28 protein-coding genes, 1 tRNA gene, 1 pseudogene and 1 riboswitch are annotated in these 25,010 nt (G+C 56.4%); of the genes and pseudogenes, 26 read left to right on the top strand and 4 right to left on the bottom strand.

Annotated features, from left to right (window positions below; translation table 11 throughout):
• Nucleotides 1-12: 12 nt before the first annotated feature.
• The 4 genes from IG616_RS01460 (at nucleotide 13) to IG616_RS01445 (ending at nucleotide 5,105) form a co-directional block, all read left to right on the top strand.
• Complete coding sequence (locus tag IG616_RS01460) at nucleotides 13-669, top strand: HAD family hydrolase (protein WP_192145728.1); 657 nt, start codon at nucleotides 13-15, stop codon at nucleotides 667-669.
• Between the two features lie 171 nt (nucleotides 670-840).
• Nucleotides 841-2,136: a sensor domain-containing diguanylate cyclase gene (locus IG616_RS01455; protein WP_209007219.1), complete on the top strand. Its 1,296-nt coding sequence runs from the start codon at nucleotides 841-843 to the stop codon at nucleotides 2,134-2,136.
• 61 nt (nucleotides 2,137-2,197) lie between these two features.
• A riboswitch (FMN riboswitch) is annotated at nucleotides 2,198-2,345 on the top strand.
• A 73-nt stretch (nucleotides 2,346-2,418) separates the two neighbouring features.
• Nucleotides 2,419-3,354 (top strand): DMT family transporter, encoded by a 936-nt coding sequence (locus IG616_RS01450; protein WP_192145727.1) that lies wholly within the window; start codon nucleotides 2,419-2,421, stop codon nucleotides 3,352-3,354.
• A gap of 260 nt (nucleotides 3,355-3,614) precedes the next feature.
• The gene (locus IG616_RS01445) at nucleotides 3,615-5,105 is read left to right on the top strand and encodes a methyl-accepting chemotaxis protein (RefSeq protein WP_192145726.1); all 1,491 of its coding nucleotides are present in this window, start codon (nucleotides 3,615-3,617) and stop codon (nucleotides 5,103-5,105) included.
• A gap of 57 nt (nucleotides 5,106-5,162) precedes the next feature.
• Here IG616_RS01445 and lipB read toward each other — a convergent pair whose 3' ends face one another.
• Nucleotides 5,163-5,888 (bottom strand): lipoyl(octanoyl) transferase LipB, encoded by a 726-nt coding sequence (lipB, locus tag IG616_RS01440; protein ID WP_192145724.1) that lies wholly within the window; start codon nucleotides 5,886-5,888, stop codon nucleotides 5,163-5,165.
• 199 nt (nucleotides 5,889-6,087) lie between these two features.
• On the opposite strand from lipB, the gene IG616_RS01435 reads away from it, so the two are divergent.
• The 5 genes from IG616_RS01435 to mgtE all read left to right on the top strand — a co-directional run bounded on the left by IG616_RS01435 (nucleotide 6,088) and on the right by mgtE (nucleotide 10,327).
• Entirely contained in the window at nucleotides 6,088-6,354 is a 267-nt protein-coding gene (locus IG616_RS01435; RefSeq protein WP_192145722.1) for a FliM/FliN family flagellar motor switch protein, read from the top strand.
• A 261-nt stretch (nucleotides 6,355-6,615) separates the two neighbouring features.
• A tRNA-Leu gene (locus IG616_RS01430) sits at nucleotides 6,616-6,702 on the top strand.
• A 249-nt stretch (nucleotides 6,703-6,951) separates the two neighbouring features.
• Nucleotides 6,952-8,355 (top strand): pectinesterase family protein, encoded by a 1,404-nt coding sequence (locus IG616_RS01425; RefSeq protein ID WP_192145720.1) that lies wholly within the window; start codon nucleotides 6,952-6,954, stop codon nucleotides 8,353-8,355.
• On the top strand, nucleotides 8,352-8,717 hold the full coding sequence (locus IG616_RS01420) for a hypothetical protein (protein ID WP_192145718.1): 366 nt from the start codon (nucleotides 8,352-8,354) through the stop codon (nucleotides 8,715-8,717). Before IG616_RS01425 ends, IG616_RS01420 begins: the two co-directional genes overlap by 4 nt.
• Nucleotides 8,718-8,911: 194 nt before the next feature.
• Nucleotides 8,912-10,327 (top strand): magnesium transporter, encoded by a 1,416-nt coding sequence (gene mgtE / locus IG616_RS01415; protein WP_192145716.1) that lies wholly within the window; start codon nucleotides 8,912-8,914, stop codon nucleotides 10,325-10,327.
• 29 nt (nucleotides 10,328-10,356) lie between these two features.
• Here mgtE and IG616_RS01410 read toward each other — a convergent pair whose 3' ends face one another.
• Entirely contained in the window at nucleotides 10,357-10,905 is a 549-nt protein-coding gene (locus IG616_RS01410; protein ID WP_192145714.1) for a MarR family winged helix-turn-helix transcriptional regulator, read from the bottom strand.
• A 206-nt stretch (nucleotides 10,906-11,111) separates the two neighbouring features.
• Here IG616_RS01410 and IG616_RS01405 point away from each other — a divergent pair, with 206 nt between their 5' ends.
• The 5 genes from IG616_RS01405 (at nucleotide 11,112) to IG616_RS01385 (ending at nucleotide 17,167) form a co-directional block, all read left to right on the top strand.
• The gene (locus IG616_RS01405; RefSeq protein ID WP_192145712.1) at nucleotides 11,112-11,537 is read left to right on the top strand and encodes an organic hydroperoxide resistance protein; all 426 of its coding nucleotides are present in this window, start codon (nucleotides 11,112-11,114) and stop codon (nucleotides 11,535-11,537) included.
• Nucleotides 11,538-12,367: 830 nt separating this feature from the next.
• On the top strand, nucleotides 12,368-13,831 hold the full coding sequence (locus tag IG616_RS01400) for a hypothetical protein (RefSeq protein ID WP_192145710.1): 1,464 nt from the start codon (nucleotides 12,368-12,370) through the stop codon (nucleotides 13,829-13,831).
• 585 nt (nucleotides 13,832-14,416) lie between these two features.
• Nucleotides 14,417-15,220 carry an RES family NAD+ phosphorylase gene (locus tag IG616_RS01395; protein ID WP_192145708.1) on the top strand — a complete coding sequence of 268 codons (804 nt, stop codon included), beginning with the start codon at nucleotides 14,417-14,419 and terminating at the stop codon, nucleotides 15,218-15,220.
• Nucleotides 15,221-15,606: 386 nt separating this feature from the next.
• Entirely contained in the window at nucleotides 15,607-16,218 is a 612-nt protein-coding gene (locus IG616_RS01390; protein ID WP_192145706.1) for a PDC sensor domain-containing protein, read from the top strand.
• 325 nt (nucleotides 16,219-16,543) lie between these two features.
• Entirely contained in the window at nucleotides 16,544-17,167 is a 624-nt protein-coding gene (locus IG616_RS01385; RefSeq protein ID WP_192145704.1) for a GNAT family N-acetyltransferase, read from the top strand.
• Here the strand turns inward: IG616_RS01385 and IG616_RS01380 are convergent.
• Nucleotides 17,120-17,602, bottom strand: coding sequence for a hypothetical protein (locus IG616_RS01380; RefSeq protein ID WP_192145702.1), 483 nt, complete (start codon nucleotides 17,600-17,602; stop codon nucleotides 17,120-17,122). The two genes, IG616_RS01385 and IG616_RS01380, sit on opposite strands and share 48 nt — an antisense overlap.
• 39 nt (nucleotides 17,603-17,641) lie before the next feature.
• Nucleotides 17,642-18,097: a helix-turn-helix domain-containing protein gene (locus tag IG616_RS01375; RefSeq protein ID WP_246476064.1), complete on the bottom strand. Its 456-nt coding sequence runs from the start codon at nucleotides 18,095-18,097 to the stop codon at nucleotides 17,642-17,644.
• Between the two features lie 158 nt (nucleotides 18,098-18,255).
• On the opposite strand from IG616_RS01375, the gene IG616_RS01370 reads away from it, so the two are divergent.
• From IG616_RS01370 to IG616_RS01320, 12 genes and pseudogenes are all read left to right on the top strand, one after another.
• Nucleotides 18,256-18,570, top strand: coding sequence for a helix-turn-helix domain-containing protein (locus IG616_RS01370; protein ID WP_192145698.1), 315 nt, complete (start codon nucleotides 18,256-18,258; stop codon nucleotides 18,568-18,570).
• Entirely contained in the window at nucleotides 18,570-18,887 is a 318-nt protein-coding gene (locus IG616_RS01365) for a hypothetical protein (protein ID WP_192145696.1), read from the top strand. Before IG616_RS01370 ends, IG616_RS01365 begins: the two co-directional genes overlap by 1 nt.
• Complete coding sequence (locus IG616_RS01360) at nucleotides 18,884-19,084, top strand: hypothetical protein (protein ID WP_192145694.1); 201 nt, start codon at nucleotides 18,884-18,886, stop codon at nucleotides 19,082-19,084. Before IG616_RS01365 ends, IG616_RS01360 begins: the two co-directional genes overlap by 4 nt.
• The gene (locus IG616_RS01355) at nucleotides 19,084-19,263 is read left to right on the top strand and encodes a hypothetical protein (RefSeq protein ID WP_192145692.1); all 180 of its coding nucleotides are present in this window, start codon (nucleotides 19,084-19,086) and stop codon (nucleotides 19,261-19,263) included. The genes IG616_RS01360 and IG616_RS01355 overlap by 1 nt, the downstream gene beginning before the upstream one ends.
• Before the next feature lie 158 nt (nucleotides 19,264-19,421).
• Nucleotides 19,422-19,601, top strand: a pseudogene (locus IG616_RS22955) (ParB N-terminal domain-containing protein); the annotation flags it as partial.
• Between the two features lie 432 nt (nucleotides 19,602-20,033).
• On the top strand, nucleotides 20,034-20,300 hold the full coding sequence (locus tag IG616_RS22950) for a hypothetical protein (RefSeq protein WP_246476110.1): 267 nt from the start codon (nucleotides 20,034-20,036) through the stop codon (nucleotides 20,298-20,300).
• On the top strand, nucleotides 20,293-20,748 hold the full coding sequence (locus IG616_RS01345) for a hypothetical protein (RefSeq protein ID WP_192145688.1): 456 nt from the start codon (nucleotides 20,293-20,295) through the stop codon (nucleotides 20,746-20,748). Before IG616_RS22950 ends, IG616_RS01345 begins: the two co-directional genes overlap by 8 nt.
• Complete coding sequence (locus IG616_RS01340) at nucleotides 20,745-20,972, top strand: hypothetical protein (protein ID WP_192145686.1); 228 nt, start codon at nucleotides 20,745-20,747, stop codon at nucleotides 20,970-20,972. The genes IG616_RS01345 and IG616_RS01340 overlap by 4 nt, the downstream gene beginning before the upstream one ends.
• A 3-nt stretch (nucleotides 20,973-20,975) precedes the next feature.
• A complete protein-coding gene (locus IG616_RS01335; protein ID WP_192145685.1) occupies nucleotides 20,976-23,150 on the top strand; it encodes a DDE-type integrase/transposase/recombinase in 2,175 nt (724 codons plus the stop codon).
• A gap of 86 nt (nucleotides 23,151-23,236) precedes the next feature.
• The gene (locus IG616_RS01330; RefSeq protein WP_209007218.1) at nucleotides 23,237-23,998 is read left to right on the top strand and encodes an AAA family ATPase; all 762 of its coding nucleotides are present in this window, start codon (nucleotides 23,237-23,239) and stop codon (nucleotides 23,996-23,998) included.
• Nucleotides 23,998-24,612, top strand: a complete 615-nt coding sequence (locus IG616_RS01325; RefSeq protein ID WP_192145683.1) for a hypothetical protein — start codon at nucleotides 23,998-24,000, stop codon at nucleotides 24,610-24,612. The genes IG616_RS01330 and IG616_RS01325 overlap by 1 nt, the downstream gene beginning before the upstream one ends.
• A gap of 41 nt (nucleotides 24,613-24,653) precedes the next feature.
• Nucleotides 24,654-25,010 (top strand): transcriptional regulator, encoded by a 357-nt coding sequence (locus IG616_RS01320; RefSeq protein WP_192145682.1) that lies wholly within the window; start codon nucleotides 24,654-24,656, stop codon nucleotides 25,008-25,010.

The raw sequence follows: 25,010 nt of genomic DNA, 5'->3' as shown, positions 1-25,010 counted from the left end.
CGGCCGCAGCCCATGCCTTTCAGCACTGTTCTTTTTGATCTGGACGGAACCCTCACCGATCCATTTACCGGAATCACGCGCTCCATCCAGTATGCACTGGAGAAGATGGGGGCGCCGGTGCCGGAGGCGGCGGAGCTGAAATGGTGCATCGGTCCGCCGCTCTGGGAGAGTTTCGCCATTCTCCTGAATACCGGGGACCGGACCTTGCAGGATCAGGCCGTTGCCTTTTACCGCGAGCGCTACACAAGCGAGGGCCTGTTCGAGAACACCCTGATCGATGGCATCGGGGAGCTGGTCCGTGGCTTGTCCGCAAACGGCTGCAAGCTTTTCGTGGCAACCTCGAAGCCCCATGCGTATGCCGGAAAGATCGTCGAGCATTTCAGCCTAATGCCCTATTTCAGCAAGGTTTACGGCTCTGAGCTGGACGGGACGCGCTCTGCCAAGGCGGAGCTGATTGCCTATCTGTTGTCCGAGGAAGGCCTTTCCCACGAGATGTGCGTCATGATTGGTGACCGGAAGCATGACCTGATTGGTGCGCGCGCCAACCAGATGGCTTCCGTTGGAGTGACTTGGGGCTATGGAAGCCGGAGTGAGCTGCTGGGCGAAGCGCCTGACGCTGTGATCGACAGCCCTGCGGATCTCGGGGAATGGCTCACCTCGCAACATTGATAGCGGGATCGGGAAATGGAGTTCATGCAAGGGTTTGCGTTGCAGATTTTTTGTTCAGTCTTCAAACAATTTCGCCCCGGATGCCCCGGATATTCGTCTCTTCCGTAAAGTGATTTTTAGGCCCTCGTGTATATCTGTCAGCGAGCGTGTTTGTTCGAGGACCAAGGTCGCATGGCAGAAGACGGAAAGGATCTGGGGGGGGAGGCTGGCCGGGGATTTCGTTGCGGGCTTCTAACGCCGCTTCCGCTAGCTGCATTTGCCGATACGTCAGAAGTGATGCTGGAAACCGTGTCCAGTCTTGATGATCCTGTTCTGCCGTTACTGAATGCGCTTTTCGCGCGGATCTCCGGCGTAACAGCCCAGGAAGAAACCGTTGCGCTTCGGGCTGCCGTGGGGGATGAGCTGTACCTGTGTGTCCAGGTGGAGGGAAGTCCTTCCGAGGAACTTCTTGCCGCGCTTATTGCCTGCGGAGCAGATGACGTTTGTAATGCCGGTCTTGCGGGCAGTGCAGGCCTCTCCCTTGCCAGAGCCTGCCGGGCAGTGAAGGCTCGGCAATTGCTCCGGGATCAGATCGAGGAGTTCAAGGTCCGCTACCGTGAAACCCAGGCAGCCATGGACAATCTTCCCTCACCGATATTCTTCAAGGACCGGGCAGGGATCTACCGCGGCTGCAACAAGGCTTTTGAAGAGTTTCTTGGCAAACCGGCTTCCCGGATCATCGGCGCAAGTGTCTTCGAGGTATCCAACCCCGCCTATGCGCAGGTCTATTTTGATGCTGATGAGGCGTTGATGCGGGCGGGCGGTGTGCAGATCTACGAAGCAAAAGTCTGCTATGCCGACGGAAGCCCGCGTGAAGTGTCATTCCACAAGGCCGTGACCAGGGATCCCGAGACCGGCGAGGTCAATGGGCTTGCAGGTGCGATGCTGGATATCACCGTGCGCCGGGAGCTTGAGAACAAGCTCAAAATCGCCGCCGAACGTGATCCTTTGACAGGAGCCTACAACCGCCGGAAGTTCTTTGAGGCCGCCGGCGTTGAGGAAGCTGCGGCGCATGAGAGCGGAGCACCATTTTCGATTCTCGCCATCGACGTTGATGAGTTCAAACTCATTAACGACCGGTTCGGCCATGCCTGTGGGGATGCAGCTCTCTGCCATATGGTTGGCGTCTGCCAGGCTGTTCTTGGTGAGGAGCACATTTTTGCGCGTTCAGGCGGCGAAGAGTTTTTCGTCTTTCTCAAGAATTGCGGTTTGCAAGAAGCCAGTGAAATCGCAAATATGCTCCGGCAGACGCTTGCCGCCAGCCGGTTTTGCTTTGACGGCGAGAGCCTTGGCGTGGAGGTCAGTGTAGGGGTTGCCGAGTTCCTGTCCGGAGAAACCTTGAGCCAGACCATCCTGCGGGCTGATCACGCCTTGTATGATGCCAAGGCCCGGGGCAGAAACCGGGTTGTCTCGGCCCGTGTTGCTTGACCGGTCAAAACCTCATTGCATCGGTAAAGCTTCGCCGGTAAAGATCTTTTCAGCATTACTGAAATGTTCTCGGGGCGGGGTGCAACTCCCCACCGGCGGTATCGGGGAAACCCGGAGCCCGCGAGCGCCTTGTCTGACAAAGACAAGGGTCAGCAGATCTGGTGAGAGGCCGGAGCCGACGGTAATAGTCCGGATAGGAGAGAACAGCCTGCCACCCGCCTCCGGTCAGGGAGCTTGCGGGTGCGGAGGCAATTGTCCCGGGACAGGTTGGAGAACGGGACGATGACCCAGAAGCCGCAAAAGCCGGCCTATCCCTTTGTTGCGGCTGCTTTGATGGTTGCCGCCGGTGCGTGTTTCGCGCTGGTCAATGCGGCCCTTCAGACCGCAACCATGAAACTCGGCATGCCGTCTGCTTCGGCCGTCTTCTGGCAATATGGGGCGGCGCTGTGTTGTGCTTTGCCCTGGTTACTGCGTCATGGCCGCACAGCTCTCGTTACCCGGCGCCCGTTTCTTCACGGTTTGCGGATCCTGTTTGCTGTCGCCGGAGTGCAGCTTTGGGGGGCGGGCCTTGCGTCGGTACCGATCTGGCAGGCCATTGCGCTGGTGATGACCTCGCCGTTCTTTGTCATAATCGGTGCGAAGCTGCTTCTTGGCGAGAAGGTTGGTCTTGCGCGATGGGGTGCGACCCTTGCGGGCTTTTCCGGCGCGATGATCATTCTGGAGCCTTGGGCGGACGGGTTCCGGCCGGAAATCCTCCTGCCGGTGGCGGCTGCCGCTTTCTGGGGCGGGGCCTCCCTGATCACCAAGATCCTGACCCGGACGGAGCCTGCCGATACGGTTACCGTCTATCTGCTGCTGCTGCTCACGCCCGTCAATTTCCTGCTGGCATCTGCTGAAGGGTTTGTGGTGCCGTCCGGCTGGACGCTCGCGGCCATCGGAGCCGCGGGGATCTTCACAATCGCCGCCAACTACGCGCTGACACTGGCCTATTCCAAAGCAGATGCGGCGTTCATTCAGCCCTTTGATCATCTCAAGCTGCCTCTCAATATCTTTGCGGGCTGGCTTGCCTTCGGCTTTGCTCCTGATGGCTACTTCTGGCCGGGCGCCTTGTTGATCGTCGGCGCATCGCTTTACGTCATGCGGGACGAGCAATACCGCTCACGCGCCGGGCGGCTTGATAAGCTGCAACCGGATGGGGAAGCTGCCTCCGTGAGTTAGCCGCGGCAAGGCGCTTGGAGCCGCAGCGCCTTGGTCCGATTCCGCCTGTAAAGCATCGGGCCCGTAAAGCATTGGGCCCGTAAAGCATTGGGAAAGTCCGAGAGGCTATTCTTCTCAGTGGATCTTTCCGGATGCGTTGAGCATTCGGAGTTATGTGCTGCTGATGGTCAGCCTTTCCGCACTGCGCTGCAGCCACCTCCTTCCAGGGCAGGCCGGAGCGCAGCCGGGCACGAACGCTGGAAATAAGCCGGGGGGAAGCAATGAGTGAGCGGGTGGAAGCTGGCACAGACCTTGACGGGATGCGCGGGACCTTCGCGCAGCGCCTTGTCTTCTTCGTTTGGTTCAATGTGCTGCTTGTCATTGGCGCTGCCTGGTGGGCTGGAACTCTCTCTGTCACTGCGGTCTCCGGCTCGGCCTTGCTGTTGGGGTCGGCGGCGACAGCAATCTGGATAAGGGCTGGTGTCCGCATCGAAAGCCGGATTGCAACGGCCATTTCCCTTGCCTTTCTTGCTGCTCTCTTTGTTGCCGTTATGGCCAGCACCGGCTCTGCGGCTGCCCTCCCGCTGGATGCTCAGGTCTATTTCTTCGTTGTTCTGGCCGTCCTGGCTGGCTGGCTCGACTGGCGGTCATTGGCCGCCTATGCGGGCGTGGTGGCGGCGCTTTCCATTATGTCGAGTGTTGCGCTGCCATGGGCGGCGCTTCCGGGCGGACCAAATCTGCCAAGTGCTGTGTTCCTCGCTGGTGCCTTGGCCTTGGAGGCGGTGGCCCTGTGGTGGATAGTCGCCCAGCTGGTGCTAATGGCCGCTGGTGCAGCCGCCGGCCGGGAGCAGGCGGTCCGTTCCCAGATCCAGCATGCAGAGGTGCCGCAGGAAAGCAGGCCGGAGCGGCTGGAAAGTAAGGGCGTCAACGACCCGCACGCCGTAAAGCGTATTGCAGAGTTCCGGCAGGAGATTTTGGCCAAACTGGAAGCCGTTACCGGACAGGCCCAATCCATGAGAGCCGCGTCGGCTGAACTCGCTGCTACAGTGGAAGGCACTTCGGAGAAAGCTGGCAGCGCGGTGAACAGCGCAGGCGCGGCATCCTCCAACATCCAGACCGTTGCATCTGCCGCAGAGGAGCTTGCATCCTCGATTGGCGAGATCTCGCGGCAGGTCGACCAGACGTCAAGCATCGTCGCGAAAGCAGCGCTGGGCGCGCAGGCCAGCAATCAGAAGGTGGCGGGGCTGGAGGAAGCGGCAAACCGCATCGGTGAGGTTGTGTCCATGATCCAGGCCATTGCCGGTCAAACCAACCTGCTGGCTCTCAACGCGACCATCGAAGCCGCGCGCGCAGGCGAGGCGGGCAAGGGCTTTGCGGTGGTCGCATCCGAAGTGAAGGCTCTTGCAACCCAGACTTCAAAAGCGACGGAAGAAATCGCAGCCCAGGTGGCGGCTATTCAAAGTGAAACAAAGGAAGCGGTGGACGCGATCGGTGCGATCGCTGCGACGATGGACGAGATAAACACATACACCTCGACCATCGCAGCGGCTGTCGAGCAGCAGGGCTCTGCGACGGACGAGATCTCCCGGAACGTGACCGAGGCTGCGGAAGGCTCCGGGCTGGTCGCCGCGACGATCGGCGGACTGACCGAGGCCTCTGCGAAGGCGGCCGTCTCTGCCAATGCTGTCTCACAGGGGGCCGAAGCGCTTGAGCATCATGCAAGAGATGTGCGGGCCGTGGTGGACGGCTTCCTGCTCGACGTGGCGGTCTGACGGGCGTCCTTTGCCCTTATCAGGCGGGACGGTGCTGGCCGCTGTGTCTTCTCGAAATCACCCGAGTTCTGGAGCCTCTGCGCGCCGCGCCGGGCCGAAGATCTTCTCAAACTCTGCAAGCAAAACACTGTCATTTTCTTCCAGGGTCACCGGGATGCCCAGATCAACCAAGCTGGTGACACCATGTTCCCGGATGCCGCAGGGGACGATGCCTGAGAAATGGTCCAGATCCGGATCGACGTTGAAGCTGATGCCGTGGAAAGTGACCCATTTGCGCAGGCGGATGCCGATAGCGGCGACCTTGTCTTCCACCGCCGCGCCTTTTTCCGGGCGGCGTACCCACACGCCCACCCGGTCTTCGCGCCGTTCGCCGCGGATATGATAGCTCCAAAGGCTATTGATCACCCAGGCCTCAAGGGCTGCGACAAAGGCGCGGACATCCTGCCGCCGCCGCCGCAGGTCCAGCATCACATAGGCGACCCGCTGGCCGGGGCCATGATATGTGTGCTGCCCTCCGCGCCCAGTGCGGTAGACCGGAAACCGGTCCGGAGCGATCAGGTCACTGTCGTCGGCGCTGGTGCCGGCCGTGTAGAGCGGCGGGTGCTCCAGCAGCCAGACGCATTCCGGTGCCGTGCCCTCGGCAATGGCCGCCACGCGGGCATCCATGAAGGCGACAGCACTTTCATAGTCCACGAGCATGTCGCTGATGATCCAGTCCACCGGGCCGGTGGCTATCTGGGGGCGGAAATCCGGGCTGAGATCGTCTCTGGCTGGGGCGGACATGATGGCTTGGGTGTGCTATTCTTTTGGTTGACGAGGGCTGGCTTGATCCTGTTTCCGCGGTTTAGGAAACACCGGAAAGCCGGTCTAGCGGGTTGTGAACCAGGCAGGCAAGGGCCTATGGAAGCCATCAGTGATATGGCATGCTGTCACGGGCGGATGCGCTTGCGGGCAGCAACACTCTTACAGGCGGAAACGGGTCATGGCCACCTTTGATGACATCAAGATCGATATCTCGGTCGTGCTTGGAGCAGCAGAGATGCCGGTGCATCAGTTGCTGCGCATGGGCCGCGGCGCGGTGATCGACCTGGATGTGGCTGAAGACGCTGACGTGATGATCTATGCGAACAACACGCTGGTGGCCAAGGGGCAGGTGGTGCTTCTGGGCGAGAAGATTGGCGTGTCCATTACAGAAGTCCTGATGCGCCGTCCGGACGCCCGTCCGATGCGCACAGATGGCCCGCTCTGATTTGGAAAGCCGGCAGGGCAGGTTTGTGCCTGTGGAGTGATGGTTCTCCCCACTCTCCCGGGCTGGTTTCAGGCTAAGCTTTGCATCTGTGCGGCCTGCGGAAATGGCGGAGTTCAAAGCTTCCATTCGATCGCGCAAATGCCTTTGCGCAAAATAATTTATGAGCCTGTGAATTATTCCTCACGGCGCTCTTGCACAGCAGAATCCGTTTTGCTACATGGGGCTCCTCAGCGCTGACAAGGCGCTGGGGACTACCAGAATGCGGTCGTGGCGGAATTGGTAGACGCGCAGCGTTGAGGTCGCTGTGGGGTAAAACCCGTGGAAGTTCGAGTCTTCTCGACCGCACCATTTGCTCTCAGGAGCAAACGAAAGAAACCGGCTCCGAGCCGGTTTTTTTGTATCTGTTTTCCAAGAAATTCGCCGGGTACCAGGAGCTTGAACCTACGCTCATCGGCGTGTGCTGATGAGGACTGCGGGCAAGGCAGGGGGCGGAGCCGCTGTTTCTTTACAGCTGAATAATGATGGCCAGCCTCTTTTCCCGTTGCTCTGGTCCCTTATCTATCCCCTTAATGTGACTGGATTTTCTGGGAGGATTTGATGAAACACCCGGCGCCCGTGCGTCCGCTCCTTTCGCCGGAGCAGGCCGGCTTTTTTCAGCGGTCCAAGGTCCTGAGCCTAACCGGAACGGCGGGGGCGGAGGAGTTCGATCCCTGGGATCCGGATCTGGATAGCTTCATGACCGGCCGGGAAGACCGCCCCTCTGCCCATGTGGCAGAACCGGGCCAGGACACTCTGATCAAGGTTATCGACAAGGCTGTCCGGCAGGCCCGGCAGACCGGCTCTCGCGAGCGGATCTATATCGAGCTGTTGCCTGGCACCTATTCGGGGCTGGTCTATGTGCCTGGCTTCCTGGTGGATGAGTCTTCTGTACCAATCACGCTTTTTTCCCGGGCGGAGGACCCATCTCAAACCGTGATCGAAGCTGACATCGATGCGGAAATGCCAGGCAGCGAATACGCTCAACGGTTTGCGGCAGGTTTTGACGGCCTGGATGCCAGCATTGCCGAAATCTACCGGAGAATTGCGGCGGAAAAGAAGATCAATACGCTGAATGCCTCGGTTTTGCGGGTCGAAAACGATGGCTTCCAGCTCAGGAATGTCACAGTCCGCAACCTTTATAATTGTGACCGGGAGGACCTGTCCCTGCCGCAGGAGAAGCGCAGGAAGAACGCAAACGGCCAATATCCCGAGGGCCAGCATCAGGCGGTGGCCCTGCTGATCGCTGGTGCAGACCGGGTCCATCTGGAGAATGTGCATCTCTCCAGCTTTCAAGACACGCTTTATTTCAGGTCGCCGCGCAAGAGGGCAACCGTGCGCTCCTTTTACCGGCACTGCGATATTGAAGGTGATGTGGACTTTATCTTCGGCCAGGCGACCGCCTATTTCGACAAGTGTGTCATCCGGAGCCGGGGCAGCCGGGCAGGGCATTCCTATGTGGCGGCGCCTTCAACGGACATACGGACCACTTACGGCATCGTCTTTCATGACTGTGACTTCAGCCATGATGGCGATCCGTCTGCCCTGAAGGGTACATTTAATCTGGGGCGGCAATGGTTCGAAGCGGTTCGGGCAACGCCCTATGGTACTCCCTCCGTGAAGGGCTATTCCTGCCGCCTTGGCGAGGTGTCGTTCTATGATGGTGCGGAGGGAACGGTCAGCCGGGAGACGCTGTTTTCGGTCGGAAAATGTGTGCTGATCAAGTGCCGCATCGGTCCCCACATCAACAAGGCGGCGCCTTGGGCGGAATGGATGGGCGGCACGTTCCGGCCTGATGGCGGATACGATCCGGCAGATTGGTCGCTGCGCTTCCGGCCGGTGCAGGCAAATGCGCGGGACTTTGTGGACAATCTCAAGGACTGGCCGGATTTTGGCCTGCTTGATGTGAGCGGTATCGATCCTGATATGGTGTTTCTCGGCGAGATCCACACGGAGGAAACGTGAAAGCTCTGTCCCGGAAGATGGCCAGGACCGTTCGCCTGCCGGTTCTTCTGCTGTGCTGTCTGGCTGGCACAGCAGACGGTGTCTTTGCTTTTACGAACGGGGGTATGACGCCAGAGCTTGCGCAGGCCATGTCCCGGTCTCCCGAACGGTTCTCGTCCCTGCTGTGCCAGCAGCTGCGCTATCTGGAAGCCAAAGTTCTGGCAGCGGGGCGCATTTGCCAGCGCAGTGACCGGGCGAGACGCAGCTTCCCGGATGCGCGCTCTTGTCTTTCCCCGGATGAGGATATTCTCCCCGGTCCCGCAAAAGATTATCTGGTGCTGTTGCGGCAGACGATTGATGCCAAGGGGTGCAAGCCCTGGTGAGGCGGCGGTGCCTCCATGGTGCTGCGTTGCAACAATCTCCAGCAACCCGGTCAAGCTTGTGGACTTTTTGTCCTGAAGCGGTGGCAAATCCGCGGGCCGGACGTTACTGCTGAAAGGGCTCGCAAGGCGTGGTGCGGGTCATGGTCTAGTCTTGGGTCCGGCGTGTCCCGGCCCGCCCGGTGAAGGAGGGGTGCATGGCGAATCTCGATCAGATCGACGATCAGCCGATGGAACAGACCCCGATTCCGATCCGGGATGAGGAAGGCCATCTGCATCCGGATTTCATCGCGGCGGTCGAGGCTGCCATCGAGGCGGAAGACCCGTCCGCCCTGCGCCAGCTTGCAGGCGACCTGCATGAGGCCGACACCGGTGACCTGATCGAAACGCTGACGGCGGATGAGCGGCCGAAGTTCGTCCGTCTGCTTGGCGATCTCTTCGACTACACCGCCTTGACCGAAACGGACGAGGCCGTCCGTGTCCAGCTCCTGGAAGATCTGCCGAACGAAGTCATCGCCGAAGGCCTCGGCGATCTCGACTCGGATGATGCGGTCTACATTCTTGAGGATCTGGACGAAGAGGATCAGGCCGAGATCCTTGGCGGTCTGCCTTATGCGGACCGTGCCCAGCTGCAAAAGGCCCTGGACTATCCAGAGGAAAGCGCCGGCCGGCGCATGCAGACGGAGTTCATTGCCGTTGCGCCGTTCTGGACCGTGGGACAGACCATCGACTACATGCGCGAAGCGCAGGATCTTCCCGACAGTTTCTATGAAATCTACGTGGTGGATTCGTCCTTCCGTCTGCTCGGCGCCGTCGCTCTCGACAAGATTCTGAGAACACGCCGGGACGAGAAGATGACCTCGGTCATGACCGAGACCCGGCAAGCGGTTCTGGCGACCGAGGACCAGGAAGAGGTTGCCCGCCGGTTTGAGCGCTACAACCTCGTTTCCTCGGCCGTGGTCGATGAGAATGACCGGCTGGTCGGGATCCTCACCGTCGACGACATCGTCGATGTGATCCAGGAAGAGGCCGAAGAGGATCTGCGCGCCCTGGCCGGGGTCGGTGACGAAGAGATCTCGGACAACGTGCTGACCATTGCCAAGTCCCGTCTGCTCTGGCTCGTCGTCAATCTCGGCACTGCCGTTCTGGCGTCCTCGGTCATCTCGCTGTTCGAAGGAACGATTTCTGCCATGGTCGCGCTGGCCGTGCTTATGCCGATCGTGGCCTCCATGGGCGGCAATGCTGGCACGCAGACCATGACGGTGGCGGTGCGCGGTATCGCGACCCAGGAACTGAGTGCCCGCAACATGCTGAGGGTTCTCCGCCGCGAGGTGCTTGTGAGCTTTTTCAACGGTGCTGCGCTGGCCGTGCTGATCGGCCTGACCGCCTGGGGCTGGTTCCAGAATCCGGGGCTCGGGGTCGTGATTGCCGTGGCCATCATCGTCAACATGCTGTTCGCCGGTCTGTCCGGGCTCCTGATCCCGATTGTCCTCGACCGGATGAAGGTGGATCCGGCGATTGCCTCCAGCGTCTTCGTGACCACGGTCACCGACGTGGTCGGCTTCTTCGCCTTCCTCGGCATTGCCGCGCTCTGGTTCAATCTGCCGTTCTGATGGCTATCAAGGCTGATTTGCCTTGATCTTCAAGACGCCTTCAGCAGGGCGTCGCGCAGTTTCATGATGCTGGTCTGAAGGACCATAGCCTCTTTGGCTGAAAGACCGCTTGCCGCCAGAACACATTCGGCAATAGCGCCGGTTTTCGCCTTCAGGGCCTTGCCTTTCCGCGTCAGCGTGACGCGGACTTGGCGCTCGTCCTTGGTGTCGCGCTGCCGGGACAAAAGCTCCATCGCTTCCAGCCGCTTCAACAGCGGCGTGACCGTGCTCGATTCCAGATGCAGCCGGTCGCACAAGTCGCCCACCAGCAGCTTGTCCTTTTCCCACAGCACCGACATGGCGAGATACTGCGGATAGGTCAGACCGAGTTCCGTCAGTATGGGCTTATAGACCCGGTTCATCGCGTGGTTGGCGGAATAGAGCGAGAAGCAGAGGAACTGCTCCAGCTTCAAGCCGCCGTCAACGATGGGTCCAGGGGGTGCCGCCTGTTTTGAGCCTTTGGGCAGCTTTTCCGCAGGTTTCCCGGGGAGGGCGGCCTCCGCTTCTTCAAGCTCGGAGAAAAGACTTTTCTGGTTCATGGCGCAGGTTCCGCGGAAATGCCGTGAGCAACCTGAGCATGATAAATCGTACACGACTCTCTTGCAAGATCTTGCGATTATATCGTGCACGATATAAATAGACTCGTGCGATAGGGTCGAAATCGATTTGATCGCGCCTAATTGAAACATGTGTATCTGGCCAGAGCGCGAAACGGCCCTGCTGGCTGGCAAAACTGGAGGCGAGAATGTCTGTGAACGTTGCATATTCGACCAAGGCCAAGGCAACCGGCGGCCGTGATGGCTCCGCTGAAACCCTCGACGGCAGCTTTTCCGTCAAACTGGCAACCCCTAAGGAACTCGGCGGTGCTGGCGGTGAGGGCAATAATCCGGAACAGCTCTTTGCGGCCGGCTATTCCGCTTGCTTCATTGGGGCGATGAAGGCTGTTGGTCAGCAGGAAAAGATCAAGGTTCCTGCTGATGCGTCTGTCACCGCTGAAGTCGGTATCGGCCCGCGCTCGGAAGGTGGCTTTGGTCTGACTGTTGCGCTTGAAGTGTCTCTGCCGGGTCTGGAAAAGGATGTTGCAGAAGATTTGGTCGCCAAGGCTCATCAGGTCTGCCCCTATTCCAACGCCACCCGGAACAACATCGACGTCAAGCTCACTGTCGTCTAATTTCTTCTGCCCGGGAAACTGTAACGCGCAAGAACGGGTGGCACTAAGGGGTTATCCGGGAATAAGCGGGAAAAGCCGGTAATTGGCGGGAATGAGCCATTTTGAGCGAGGCGGTCGGAAATAGGCCGCGCAACTTCATTTGGCACTAATGGGCTGGAAGCACTGGAAGCGCTGAAGTGCCATTTGAAAAAGCCAATTGAAATCAGCGACAGCGCAAGTTCGAAGCGGAAACTGAGTGCGCCCTCGACCGACTGAGTTCCCACCTTGGATTTCTGGCGGAAGTGTGCGGTTTCCGGACGCGCGCCGCGATACCTGGTGCCGCCAAGGTGGGAACTTAAGACCTACGTGCTTTCCAACCCGCAAGCTCGCCCGGAACTGCATGATGTCGCCCGTTGCCTTTGAGACCAGGCACTTAGAAACCCTGAATTGCAAGTTTAACGGCGATGGGTTTGCTTTTGTAGAGTTCCATATCGTCCGTTATGCGAATTTGGCTTCGTCAACGTGTCCGCGAGCTGAGAAACGGTATCCACTTTGTGAAGCTCGAATTCAATCAGTAGTTGTCCCCTCTCAAACGCCGGGTCGGTTCAGCACGTATAGGAAACTCCCTTGCTAAGCCAGAACCGGTGCCCGAACTTAAGAGATTTTTATCAACAGAGACGCCCGCAATTTACCCTTGGCGGCAAAACGCCTGCTGTGGTCTATTGGTAGACAAGCGACCAAATCAAACTCGTTCAGCAGGTGCGGAGAGCAGCTTAGTTTTTGCCGAAACTTCTCGAACGAATGCGGATAGCTCACAGTTGATCGGACTGGTTTAAATTGCGGAGCGAACGATGACGTCAGGGTTGTACCATGATGGTTTAGACGCGGTTCATGCATTTGATGAGCAGGTTGCTAATATGACGGCTTCTGATATTTTTCTTTCGTTCATATTTGGTTGCTCTGTTAACTTGCCTGCACCATCTCTATTGGATGCAACTGTATTTCACAAAATTATGCCTCCAATTTTGAGAGCATACGAAAAGAATAGGCATCATTTATCAGGTAGGCATGGTTTTAGACCATTCCGTTTTGCAATTGATCCTATGCGTCACGGAGCAAACTCAACGGCCTCGCCGGTAAACCGAGTTGCGCTGTCTTTTCTGTCCGGTCGTGCACATATGGGTACGGAAATTGAGGGGCATAAGAGATACTTGCAGAAAATTTCTCCTAACTATAAATTTATATCTAGGGAATATTTGGAAAATGAAAATGAATGGAGATCGCTACAAGAAAAACTAAAAAAAGAGCAATATAATTTTGATGATTGGCCTAACGAAGAATTTGCCTACTCGGCACAGCTACTTAATTCCTATCTTAAATTGAACCATCCGGCATGTTATTCTTCCGAACTCGTAGTTACTGAATTTCCTAATTTTGCCATTCAATACGGCAAAGAATTGGCCGTAACTATGTTCAGAAACGGCGATAAGAATTATCGCGAGTTGGTAGATTTTGTCGAGTGGGTGGAAATCGAGGAGCCTAAATCACGCAATCAAATACTTAATGGTTTCAAGTCAATTAATCAACATAGCGCTGTTTTTGATCAATTAATTACGCCATTTATCAATTACATCTATAGTATATGGATTAATCAGTATATCAATACACATGATCTTGTGTTTCGGCGTACCAATTTTGACAAATCAGATATGGAGCTCTTGCAGAATGTGTCTTTGTCTACGAAGGCGCGTATTGTGGGTAGTAGTGTTTCGGTGTCCACAGAGAAAAACAAACGATTGTTGAGCGATGCATTGCCGTGGGACGATTTATTTGCCCTGATTGCAAATGATAAGGAATGGTGCGCAAATATGAAAAGAATTAATACTTGTGTTTCTAATAGATATGGTGACAGTCAGTTAATGGATGTTCTTAATAGACATGCGGAATACGTAGTTTCGATTATTGGTGCGAATGTTAAAATTGATGAAAACCAGCAAACGGAACCGACTGCGAGCTTTATTTTTTCACGTGACATGTTCGGCGAATTCTTCGCGGGAGCGAGTGAACTCGGTATTTCATTTCTTGGTACTGCGCTCCGTGCAGGTATTTCGGCAGTTGGTCAGGTTGCCGGTGCGCAGGGATCAGTTTCACCTATTGTGATAACGTCTTTCGCAAATGACGCTGTATCAGCTCTGGAGAAAAAGACAAAAAAAAGGAAAAAACAGCATAGTGAGCGAGCAGAAGAAATAAAAAAAGCAAGAATGATTGCTAGATACGGTCTTCAACTAAGAAGTCAATTCTCCCTTGGTTCGTAAAATATGAATTTTCCTCAGATTATTTACATTTATAGCATAGTCTCAGTTGTTTTTGAGTCCGATAAGCCAATTTGGATATTGTGCGAATTCGGAGCTCAAATCTAATTGCGCTAGGCCGACTTAAGCCCATATTTAGGGACGAAAGCGTCTGTAAATGTAAGGGTCTTGTACGAGTGTCTCGCGCTTTCTCTCAAATCAACATTGATGTTTGAATAGCACCTAGATTTGTGGATGACTTCTTCCCTAAATTCGAGGCAAGAAGGCTATGATTGTACGAGTAACTTCAGTGAGGAATAAACGGGACATGGTCGCGTAATCACCAAGTCATGTATTTACTCGCGCTATTTAAAACGGGGCGTGGATCTACAACGACTGCGACCGGAAATATGTCATATTGCACATTATCCGAATCCAGCCCACCGCCGAATTTTTCGCAGATCGAATGTAGGCATTCGTTGCGCTCCGCATTTATGTCAGCAACGCGGACTTTCCAGACATAGAAAAGGCTAGCAAAATCGCACCTTCATCTGCTTTGTACGCAGAGCACTTTTCGATCCATGAAACGCGAAACACGATTGCTACGAGATGATTCCGGACGAATATGATATCGACAAGCTGAAGTTAGCCTTGGGGAGAGGCGGACGCAGCGATTTGAAGTTCGCCTATGAATTCGCTGATCGCATTGTTGCCTCGGTTGAGCAGGTCGAAGATAAGGAACAGCTTGCTGTGGATTTCCCAGCATATCGCGCACGAAACGACTATGTCGAAGACTACGATCCCGAGAATGGACAAATCCATTTCCATCCGCTTACCGGATCGGAATTAGGCGCCCCACCGCCCGAAAAAACGCTACTTGGAAGATTCAACGCTCCGAACCATCCAGTGTTGTACCTCTCAACGACACCAGAGGTTGCCCTCGCAGAAACACGCGCACTCCCATCAGACACGTGTACAATTGCGAATTTTCGGATAGTTCGCCCAGTAAAAATCGCCACGCTGCTTCGGCACAACAAAGAACCATTCGGAGTCCTCTTGGACGACGATCCGGGCGAAGAGATTTTTCTGCGATGGTTGCTGGCAAGAACTGCCGAGTTCATTTCGCGGCGTGTTCCTGATCACGATAGAGATTTACATTACCGTACCTGTAATCTCATAGCGTCGGCTTTTAGTGATAGTGGTTATGATGGTTTGGCGTACCGCACCTCATTCTGGTCACCAGGTTGGCGTGATGAAAATGGAACCCCTGAAGAAGATCACGTGCGCGCAGCCAATATTGTTCTTTTTGATCCGGGAATAGCGATTCCAAAGTGGTCAGCGTTGTATCGAATAAACTGGAAACGTCCAATTGCTGAGAAGGATGGGAATAGCGTCTGGAGGTCGAAAACATAGCTGTTTGCGGATACCGAACGTCAAATTTGGGCTCAAAGCAGCCGTCCGCTGCGGTTGGCCCAAAGGACAGCTTTGGGGTGCCAGCCATCACCCAACTTCCATAAACGGCCCTTATGCGAATTGGCCATTCAATGCAGCCATGCCCCTAAACTGAATGCATAAATGCAACTCAGTCGCACGTGGTAATTGCTACAACCCGTGATTTCTGCCGGTTAGGTTCAATCGGGAGAAATTTCACGGGTGATTTCATGGGCTTACTTAGAGTTTTGGGGGGAGTGGCGCTCTCGTTCTTGAGCGCTGCTGCATATGCTGACGAGGCGTCCGATCGTGCGCTTCAAGATGCATTCAGAGGGGCGAGAATATCCAATCTGACAGCTGAGCGGGTGTTGTATGCTGCGGACCAGGCGCTTGATGCGTCTGCAGTCGTCGTTTCGGCTTTGCATAATGGCCGGCTGATCCATGAGGAGTTGAAGCGAATAGCTTCCGGCGTGCCTGGTGTGCGGGCAATCATCGTGATTGGCTCGGATGGCATGCTCCGTCATGACAGCTACCGATATCCGCCGGACAGGATTGATCTCTCTGACCGGGAGTACATCCAAAAGGCTTCACAGGCTGCAGGAATGGTGGTGGGCGAGGCGGTCACAGGACGCAGCTCAGGAGTCGGTTTCGTGCCTCTGACCAAGAAGATTGGCGGGCTGACATTTGTTGCCGTTGCCTCGCCATATGCGCTTGTCGATATGCAGCCAGAGTGTGCCGATTGCTGGTCCCTGACGCTGACCATGAATGGACAGGAAGTGGCCGTCTTTCCGCCTGAGAGGAGAGTGGAGCCCCAACTCCGCAGCCTGATTGCGTCAGCCACAAACAACGGCAGTCGGATTGTCCGCTACCATCAGTCTATCGTGGCGGTCAGTTGGATCCGCAATGAGCGCTTTGGCCTGATCTCGGCTTCAGTTCGCGGCGTGACGGACAGCGCAGCGGCTGACGTCGATCTCAACTAGCAGCTGGCTGGCCAATTGATCTCTCTGCCAAGGCCAAGGGTTTCCGGCGGAGAGGTCTAGCCATAGAGAGGCTGCGGGTTGACCGGTAGAACAGGATGCTATGGCTGCCAGCTTCGCAAGGTCATCGTCCCCAAGCGCAGGATGGGCGAGCCAAACAAGGCCTGCGGTTGCAATTCCACCGAGATAAGCGAAACATGCCGTTGATATCAGACGTATTTTTTTGTCCCGCTCACTCATTCGTTTTGTGATCGCCGCTAGGATCCTGTCATCCAGCATTCGAATTCCCCCCAACGCATAAATACAACTTTAAGGGGAACTAATTTGAATGTCTATTATAACTGGAATTCGCAAAGCTCTGGAAACGGATGTTGTTGCCATTGCAAGTATTCATGCTTGCAGCTGGCGCGAGGTTTATCATTTTCTTCCAGATCGGGTGCAGGCCAGCCGCGATGAGGCCTATCGGATTGGGCAATGGCAGCGCTGGTTTGCCGAGCAGCCTGATGGCGAGGCGCTTTTCGCGCTTGTCGATGGTGATGCCGTTGTCGGCTTCGCGATGGCGAAGCCAAATCGGGACCTTGCAATTGCCGTGCCCGGCGAGTTTCACGCCTGTTACATCCTGCCGGAATACCGGGGCGGGGCATCTGGGCCAATGGCCATGTCCGCCCTGGCAGAACACCTTTGGACCGCGGGCTTATGGCCAGCCTGTGTGTGGGCTTTCCGGAATAATCCCTATCGGCGGATTTATCCGGCGCTTGGGTGTGTCGCAGAGGTCTTTCGGGATAGAGATATTGCTGGGTTACAAATCCCTGAGATTGGATACAGGGTAGCTGACTTTGCCACACTACTTGGCAGGCTTTCTAAAATGCGCCAGCGTGCGCAACAGAAGGGAAGGCAGTATCGCTCAAGAGCCAAGGAACCCGGTAGCTGCTCCAACATAAAACCCGAGTAACATCCTAATACTATCCTGTGCAAATGTAACGGTTCTACTATTTTTGGAAGTGAAAACAGCGAACCAGCAGAATAGGCCATATATTGCGGTAATTAAAAAAACGAATGATAACATTAAAAGCTTTAAAAGCTCTTTTGGTGTTTGGATTTGATCAATTATCTCGCTAATTGGCGCTGCATATGCTGCTGTAATGAAAAAATCTATGCTAGCTTTATTATAAATGCTGATTAAATTTTTAATTAACTCAATTGCTTTCTCTTGATGAGAGATATGAATTATGCTTGTTATAGAAATAAAGAAAGATAATATTGTAAAAATCAGAGATAATAACTCTAAGAATCGAGGAATTGAAAATTTCTTCACATATATTTTAATTCGAGCAAATGGCCGAAGAGAGATAAAAAAATTAATATTGAATCCTTCTTTTTTATTCATAGTATTTTCCTCACGAGATCTGCAAGATATGTGCAATATTTACTTTTTAATACTTCTTCTCAGCTGCTCAGCGCCAAATTCGATGACTTTGGCCGCGGCTTCCTCCCCGATATCCTTCTGAGCCAGATAGTCGAACATTTCGACGAACTGGTCGGCGACTTCCTCTGGTTTCGATCTCCGCGGCAGATTGGACCAGAAGGCATGGGCAATGTTCCAAATCAGCTTGCGCGTCCCAGCCTTGTCTGAGGGAAGAGCGGGAGTTTCGTTCCTGCGCATAGGGCCTTCGCCCAGCAAGAGCCAGTCCAGGCTGATGCCTTCCGATAAGGACACCTTTGTTATTAAATTGACGTCGGGAATGCGGTCTCCACGCTCATAGTTTGCGTAGGTGCCTTCGGAGATGCCCAGCCTAGCGCAAAAATCCTCACGGTTTTCCACACCTCGCAACTCAACAAGCCTTTGAGCTAGTTCTGTTTTCGGCTTTGCGGGTCTCGCCATACAAAAAAATAAGCTAACGAACGTATCTATATTGTTTTATTTAGATACGTATATAGCTATACTCCAAACATCGGCGCTAACTTGAGGGCCGAAAAGTTACACCAGACTTCAAGAAAACGGCCTGTTGCAGCAGACCGTTTGCATTCCCGAGGATCACCATGACCAAGAAGACATGGGACCAGCATTCCATCAAAGGAGAGTTGCATCGGCGCGGCATGACGCTGACGGCTTTGGCCGAGTTGCATGACATGACGCCGGGACATTTCTCTCACGTCTGGAAACGGCCGGTCCGTAAGGCAGAGCAAGCGATTGCCGATTTCCTTGGCGTTGCCGTGGAGGAGCTCTTTCCCGCCCGCTACCCGATCCGCCGTTCCCGCATTCTTTCTAGCAGCAACGAAGCTTTGCTGAAAAGCCAGAAAGCAGGGAGCCAGGCTGACAAGGCCGGTGCTTCGACTGACCGGAGGGCGGCGTGATGGTTGCCCTTCAACTGAATAATGCAGATCGGAAGGCAAGCGCACCGGTCGCGGTTGGCCAATACGTTCTGACGAAGGTCAGCAAGGGTGGTGTCCGCTACTTCTTCCGGGGGGAAACCGACCCGGTGGAACTGGCTGACCGCGGCACTGTCCAGGTGGCCCAGACCAGTCTTTTTTTCGGTGATGCCCGTGTCTATGAGGACATCGGTCTTGCCGAAGCGGATGCGGCCTATCTGAACCTTTTTCTGGTCAGTGAGGCTAAATGGCAGGTGAAACCCGCCAATCGCCTCAAAATGCAGTGGGGGCTCGCAGGATGAGCGCAAACATTGCGTTGTTTGCCCTTTGCTCAGCCTTTGCTGCCGCAGGCATCGGTCTCGCATTGGCGATCGCCGCCCTTGGTGATGCCAAGCGAAAGGCCGACCGTGAATTCGGAGATTGGCCGGATCAGGTTGACGGTCGCGTCCGCGAGATGCGGCAGCCAGATGACCCTGGCGTGGTTCGGGAAACCATCTGATGACAGGCGCAAAGGAACCACTTTTCCCGCGCCTGCCTCATGTGCCCAGTCCTGCAACTCTGACTTTTTTAGAGCTGGACCGCCTGATCGAGGCGGCAAGCCGGTGGGGATTGACGATCTCCGGCGCGTCTCTTTGCGCCTTTGGGCTGGCGGCTGGGATCCTGGTCTTCCTGCGCTGAAGCAATCCCGGCACCTGGGCGAGTGGTGCGGTTGAGGCGCTGCCTTACGTCCCGAGCCTTGTGTGGCTCCGGGCGTCTCCTCCCAAGGAAACTTGCCGGGCGGCCGAGGGCCGCAAGCTCTCGCCGTCCGGTCTTTTCAAGTGGTGTTGAGGTGTAAAATGGTCGAGTTCTTACCTGTCAACAAAGTCCACATTCCAGATGGCCGCTTGCGCCAGGTGGACGATGAATGGGCCGCCTTTCTCGGCGCTGCCATGCTCGAAGTCGGCCAGAAAACGCCGATTGACGTGATTGCAGAAGGTGAAGGTTTCCGGCTTGTCGCTGGCGGACATCGCTTGCGCGGCGCACAGATTGTCAAAATGAAGCAGATCGAAGCCCGTATTCTCACCCCGCAAGAGGGTGAGAGTGCAGATGATCTGCGCCTTCATGAAATCATGGAAAACCTTGCCCGCAAGGACTTCAACGCCCTTGAACGCTGTGAGGCTCTTTATGAGCTGAAGCGGATCTATGAGGCGAAACATCCGATAGCCAAACATGGAGGTGACCGGAAAAGCCAAGTCGCTAAAAACAAAGCAGAAAATCAAGTCGCAATTTTTGCGTTTTGTTCTTCGGCGGCTGAAAGCACAGGGCTTTCCCGCCGCTCTGTCGAGCTGGCGGTGCAGATCTTCGAAGGCTTGAGCCCCGCCACACGAGAGCGGCTGCGCGGCAGCGCTCTGGCTCTGAAACAATCCGAGCTAAAGGCTCTGTCAGCAAAGACGCAGCAAGAGCAATCCATGCTTCTGGATCTGCTTCTGGGGCCGGTCAAGGCCGGTGACAGCGAGGACGGAGAAGGTGAGGGAGAAGATACACGGCCTAACAATGTGGCGGAGGCCGAGCGCCTGGTAAATGGCCTCCCGGTGCTGTCAGACAACGACAAGATCCTCCGCGCCACCCAGGGCGGGCTGGTGAAGCTGACCAAGACCACCCGCCAGATCCTGTTTGAAACCTACAAGGATGAAATCCTTGAGCTGGTTCGCGCAAAGGGGTGGCTCCATGGTTAAGCGTCAGGACACATCCACCCTCGACTTGTTCCGGGACTTCGTGCCGCCCGAAGTAGTGCTTGGTTTCCAGGATGCGCCTGCTGGAGGCGAGTTGGCCTCGCGGATCAGCCGGGCGATTGCCCGCGCTCTCAAGGATTGCGGCCAGAGCCGGGAAGAAATCGCAACCCTCATGAGCGAACGGCTGGGAGCGCCGGTCACTGTGACCATGCTGGATGCCTATGCCAGCGAGGCAAAGGTTGGTCACCAGATCACGGTGGAACGGTTTGTGGCCCTGGTCCATGCCACCGGGCAGAAGCAGCTTATGGGCTTTCTGGGATCTGAGTTCGACCTTTCGGTGGTGCCGAGCAAGTTCGAGCCAGTGATCCAGCTCGCTCTTCTCAATCATCATGAGGAACAGGTCAGCAGCTACAAGAGGCTGCTTCAGGCCAAGATCCGGGGGGCTAAGTGATGGAGACCCCTGTCAGCCCAGAGTTCAAGGAACGGGACATTCACCCTTGTTTCTCCTGCCGTTTGCCGGACTGCAACGAAGAGAGCCGTCACTGTAATCTGAAGCTGGCCGAGCAAGTATACCGGAACGAACTGCGGAAAAACCGGCAGCCGAGCGAGCTGATGAAGCGGCGCTATGCCATCGCCTACAGAGAGCGGCATGCTCCAAACCGGCGGGAGGCCTGAACCATGCGTCTCTGGCTGACTGTCCAAGAAATCTCCGAATTAATGCTGCCGGGGTTTCCGGCCTCCAAGCGTGGCGTTCAGAAACTAGCCGACCGGGAGGGATGGATATCATCCGGGCTTTCCCGTCCGCGCCAGGGCAGGGAAGGCGGAGGTGGTCTGGAGTATCACATTGATCTCCTGCCGATGGCCCAGAAGCTCGCCTATGCCCGTGGCTTTGTCCGGTTCGACAAGGACGATGTGCGCACCGAAACCGATCTGACCTTGTCGCCTGTCGAGCGGCGGGCGCGTGACGCCCGGTTGATCCTGGTGAAGGTGGCCGACCGGTTCCGTGTCTCAACGGGTATGCAGGCCGGGGCCGCGGATGACCTATTCTCCCGTCTTTATCAGGATGGAGGTGTGGCCGTTCCCGACTGGGTCAAGACGGCTTGTGGCACTGTCTCCCGGCGCTCGCTTGCCCGTTGGCGGCAGCTTTCTCGAACCGCACGGAACAGGCTCGCCCATGATCCGAGCAAGGCAAGGAAAGGCACTGGAGTGCTGGACCGGGCCGAGGATGGGGAGCTGCGCAGCTATTGTCTTGCTGCCTATGCGGCAAACCAGTTCTTGAGCGCAAAACACATTCGGAATGTTGCCCTCGCAAAGTTCGGCCCAACCGTTCTGGTGGAGACCTCCAAGGGGCAAAAGCGCATGCCATTGCCGCCTTTAAGGACGTTTCAAAACGCCCTTAAAACCTGGAAGCAGGAGCTGGGACCTGCGCTTTTGAAGATCACCGATCCGGATGCTTACAAGTCCAAAGCCCAGTTCGTGGCGACCGGCGCAAACAAGGTGGACCGGCTGAACCAGCGCTGGGAAATCGATGCCTCGCCCTCTGACGTGATGACCCGGGATGGGCGGCGGAACATTTATGCGGCAATCGATCTTTACTCCCGCCGGGTGGTTCTGCTGGTCACCGATACGGCAAGGGCTGCAGCGGTTGGGCTGTTGATCCGCAAGTGCCTGCTTGAATGGGGCGTTCCAGAAGTCATCAAAACCGACAACGGTTCGGACTTCACCGCAAAATCGACTGTCTGCCTGCTGGAAGGGCTGGGCATCGAACAGGAGCTTTCAACCCCCTACAGCCCGGAACAGAAGGGCACCGTGGAGCGGGTGATCGGGACTTTCCAGCGGGACTGCGCGGCGACCCTGCCGGGGTTCATTGGTCACTCGGTTGCTGATCGAAAGGTGATTGAGAACCGGAAGGCTTTCTCGGCCCGGCTTGGCACTGACGACGCGAAGCTTTTTCAGGTGGAGCTCTCTGCCAAGGAGCTGCAGGCGGAAGCCGATCGATGGGCCAAGGAGCAATATGCTCATACGCCCCATGCTGGCCTGAAGCGGAAGACACCGTTTCAGGTTGCCAATGCGTGGCGGGGAGATGTCCGCTGGATCGAGGATACCCACGCCCTCGACGTTCTGCTTGCACCGGTAGCGGGAGGCGAGGGGCTGCGCCGGGTCACCAAGCAAGGCATTCGAGTTGAACACAGCTTCTATCTGCCTTTGGGCTGTGCGCTGCCTGGGCAGGATGTTTTCTGCCGCCATGACCCTTCAGACCTCGGGCGGCTCTGGGTCTTTGGCGCAGATGGAGAGACCTATCTAGGCGAGGCGGTCTGTCCGGAACTGGCAGGTCTCGACCCGGCCGAGGTGATTGCCAAGGTTCGCGCCGGTCAGAAGGCGGTAGAGGAGAGTTTCCGGAACGATATCGCCAAGGCCAAGCGCCAGATCAATCCGCGCACCATCGCAGAGGCTCAGCGGGAAGCCTTCAAGCACAATGCAGATGTGTTGGCCTTCCCGGTGAACGGCGCGGCACATAACAGCGTTGCGTTGCAAGCGGCGAAAGACGTTGGGAAGCGCCGGACTGCAACCCCGCTGAGCGCGCAAGAACAAACGCTTATGGCTGAGTTGGAAGGTAGAAAAACACCGTCAACTAGCCGGAAGCCCGCCGCACTCAATACGGCGCCGCAGTCCCCGGAACAGAGGTTTGCGTGGGCGATGCGGATGGAGGCGCGGCTGGCCGACGGGCAACAGCTGACCGATGCGGATGCGCTGCGGCTGCATCGCTACCAGGCATCATCAGAATACAGGGGATACCGGTTGCTGGAAGGCACGGATCCTCAAAAAGAGATCTCATCGCCGACTGTCCGGTGAGGAGAAAAGGCGCCCCGTGCGGGGGCACGGATCGCCTTAATCAACAGCCTAAAGAGGCCAAAGTTGTAATGATGAAAATGGATATCTTGGATACAAAAGTCAATCAGACTGTGCACCAGCAGTCAAATTACGCGGCACTTGAAAACGTGGCCCGGCTTTTCGGGCTGGTTTCCAAACTCCAGAGCCGGTCAGGAGGGCTGCCAGGGATCGGGGTGTTTCATGGACCATCTGGCTATGGCAAGACAATCTCGACAATTTTCGCGCAGAACCGGACACGGGCACTCCTGCTTCAGATCGGGGACTCCTGGACCCGCAAGAAGCTGCTTGAAAAGCTGCTGGAAGAGCTTGGCGAGACGGGCCGCAAGGGCTCGATCGCAAACATGGCCGAGTGGGCAATTGAATGCTTGGCAGAGGATCCGGACCGGCCTCTGATTATCGATGAGGCCGACAAGCTTGTCGATAAAGGCATGATCGAGCTGCTTCGCGAACTTTACGAGCATGCTCAGGTCCCAGTGCTGCTGATCGGTGAGGAGTTACTGCCGGAAAAGCTGATGAAGCACGAGCGGGTGCACAATCGTGTCCTCAGCTGGGTTGCAGCCCAGCCGTGCAACGCCAGTGACGCACGCAAACTTGCGGATATCTATTGCCGGGGGATCCGCCTGTCAGACGATTTGATTGATCTCATCGTGGAAAAGTCTGGCGGTGTCGCACGGCGGATCTGCGTCAATCTAGATCAGATCCGTGAAGAGGCACTCCTGAGCTCGCAAGAGGTATATGACACGCAATACTTCGCTCCGGGCTTTTTTTACACCGGTGAACCGCGCAGCCGTGGCCGGAGGGCAGCCTGATGCCTGTCCAGCTTGAACTTAATGTCACTGCCGGTACACCGATCCTGCGCGGGCCGGACCATTTCTGGAGCGTGATCAAGGATTTGGGAAAATCCGGTGCTGATTTTACCTCAGCCGAAATTAGAACGCGCTGCTCCGACACGGAAACCCAAGCCCTGGGCGACTATATTCGGGGGCTGGTTAGTGCCGGTTTTCTCACCGTCCGCAAGAAGGCCGCGGGCAAATACAATGTCTATCGACTGGTGCGCAAACCCCTGGCAGCTCCAGCCATCAAACGCAGCGGTGCACTCGACGAGCCAGTTGAGCGCCAGTTGAACCTCTGGAATGCGATGCGCGCGCTGGACCAATTTAACCTGCGTGAGCTTTCTGTCGCAGCCTCGACGGATCAGGTCGCGGTCCGGGGGCATATGGCGCTGGACTATTGCCGCCGTCTGGAACGTGCAGGATATCTTCAAGTCAGGATGCCCGGACCAGAGACGTGTCGTGTCTGGCGCCTTAAGCCCGCGCTCAACACTGGGCCGCTCCCTCCCAAGATCCTGAAAACCCATGTTGTCTACGACCAGAACAGGGGGCAGGTGATTGGCAAGGTACTGGCACTGGAGGTGCCAGTATGAGCGCGCTCCTGAAACAAAAAGCTGGCCGGGATCAAAGATCGATGGCCGCAAAAGCTGAAGACGCCTGGACGATTGTTCCGGACTGGGTGAGCGAACTTGCGCTTATGGCTGATGCCAAAGGGCTGGCTAGTGCTGCTGGCCGGATTGGCTACTCCACGGCGGTTGTGAGCCAGGTGATCGGGGCCAAGTATCCCGGCGATCTCACGAAGGTTGAGGACAAGGTGCGCGGAGCCCTCATGGGGCTGACTGTTATCTGTCCGGTGCTCGGCGAGATCGGCCGGGATTACTGCCTGTCGCAACAGGCCAAGCCCTTCGCAGCGACCAATTCCACCCGCACTCGTGTTTACCGGGCCTGCCGCTCCGGATGCCTGCATTCGGGCCTGAAGGGGAGGGCGTGA

This window comes from Roseibium litorale, from assembly GCF_014842915.1.
In the GTDB taxonomy this organism is placed as follows: Bacteria; Pseudomonadota; Alphaproteobacteria; order Rhizobiales; family Stappiaceae; genus Roseibium; species Roseibium litorale.
This window is presented reverse-complemented; position numbering and strand designations above follow the sequence as displayed.

Bases quoted from the DNA above. Each gene is read 5' to 3' on its own strand.
- IG616_RS01460 (WP_192145728.1), top strand. From the start codon at position 13: ATGCCTTTCAGCACTGTTCTTTTTGATCTGGACGGAACCCTCACCGAT.
- IG616_RS01455 (WP_209007219.1), top strand. From the start codon at position 841: ATGGCAGAAGACGGAAAGGATCTGGGGGGGGAGGCTGGCCGGGGATTT.
- IG616_RS01450 (WP_192145727.1), top strand. From the start codon at position 2,419: ATGACCCAGAAGCCGCAAAAGCCGGCCTATCCCTTTGTTGCGGCTGCT.
- IG616_RS01445 (WP_192145726.1), top strand. From the start codon at position 3,615: ATGAGTGAGCGGGTGGAAGCTGGCACAGACCTTGACGGGATGCGCGGG.
- lipB (WP_192145724.1), bottom strand. From the start codon at position 5,888: ATGTCCGCCCCAGCCAGAGACGATCTCAGCCCGGATTTCCGCCCCCAG.
- IG616_RS01435 (WP_192145722.1), top strand. From the start codon at position 6,088: ATGGCCACCTTTGATGACATCAAGATCGATATCTCGGTCGTGCTTGGA.
- IG616_RS01425 (WP_192145720.1), top strand. From the start codon at position 6,952: ATGAAACACCCGGCGCCCGTGCGTCCGCTCCTTTCGCCGGAGCAGGCC.
- mgtE (WP_192145716.1), top strand. From the start codon at position 8,912: ATGGCGAATCTCGATCAGATCGACGATCAGCCGATGGAACAGACCCCG.
- IG616_RS01410 (WP_192145714.1), bottom strand. From the start codon at position 10,905: ATGAACCAGAAAAGTCTTTTCTCCGAGCTTGAAGAAGCGGAGGCCGCC.
- IG616_RS01405 (WP_192145712.1), top strand. From the start codon at position 11,112: ATGTCTGTGAACGTTGCATATTCGACCAAGGCCAAGGCAACCGGCGGC.
- IG616_RS01400 (WP_192145710.1), top strand. From the start codon at position 12,368: ATGACGTCAGGGTTGTACCATGATGGTTTAGACGCGGTTCATGCATTT.
- IG616_RS01395 (WP_192145708.1), top strand. From the start codon at position 14,417: ATGATTCCGGACGAATATGATATCGACAAGCTGAAGTTAGCCTTGGGG.
- IG616_RS01385 (WP_192145704.1), top strand. From the start codon at position 16,544: ATGTCTATTATAACTGGAATTCGCAAAGCTCTGGAAACGGATGTTGTT.
- IG616_RS01380 (WP_192145702.1), bottom strand. From the start codon at position 17,602: ATGAATAAAAAAGAAGGATTCAATATTAATTTTTTTATCTCTCTTCGG.
- IG616_RS01375 (WP_246476064.1), bottom strand. From the start codon at position 18,097: ATGGCGAGACCCGCAAAGCCGAAAACAGAACTAGCTCAAAGGCTTGTT.
- IG616_RS01370 (WP_192145698.1), top strand. From the start codon at position 18,256: ATGACCAAGAAGACATGGGACCAGCATTCCATCAAAGGAGAGTTGCAT.
- IG616_RS01365 (WP_192145696.1), top strand. From the start codon at position 18,570: ATGGTTGCCCTTCAACTGAATAATGCAGATCGGAAGGCAAGCGCACCG.
- IG616_RS01360 (WP_192145694.1), top strand. From the start codon at position 18,884: ATGAGCGCAAACATTGCGTTGTTTGCCCTTTGCTCAGCCTTTGCTGCC.
- IG616_RS01355 (WP_192145692.1), top strand. From the start codon at position 19,084: ATGACAGGCGCAAAGGAACCACTTTTCCCGCGCCTGCCTCATGTGCCC.
- IG616_RS22950 (WP_246476110.1), top strand. From the start codon at position 20,034: ATGCTTCTGGATCTGCTTCTGGGGCCGGTCAAGGCCGGTGACAGCGAG.
- IG616_RS01345 (WP_192145688.1), top strand. From the start codon at position 20,293: ATGGTTAAGCGTCAGGACACATCCACCCTCGACTTGTTCCGGGACTTC.
- IG616_RS01335 (WP_192145685.1), top strand. From the start codon at position 20,976: ATGCGTCTCTGGCTGACTGTCCAAGAAATCTCCGAATTAATGCTGCCG.
- IG616_RS01325 (WP_192145683.1), top strand. From the start codon at position 23,998: ATGCCTGTCCAGCTTGAACTTAATGTCACTGCCGGTACACCGATCCTG.
- IG616_RS01320 (WP_192145682.1), top strand. From the start codon at position 24,654: ATGGCCGCAAAAGCTGAAGACGCCTGGACGATTGTTCCGGACTGGGTG.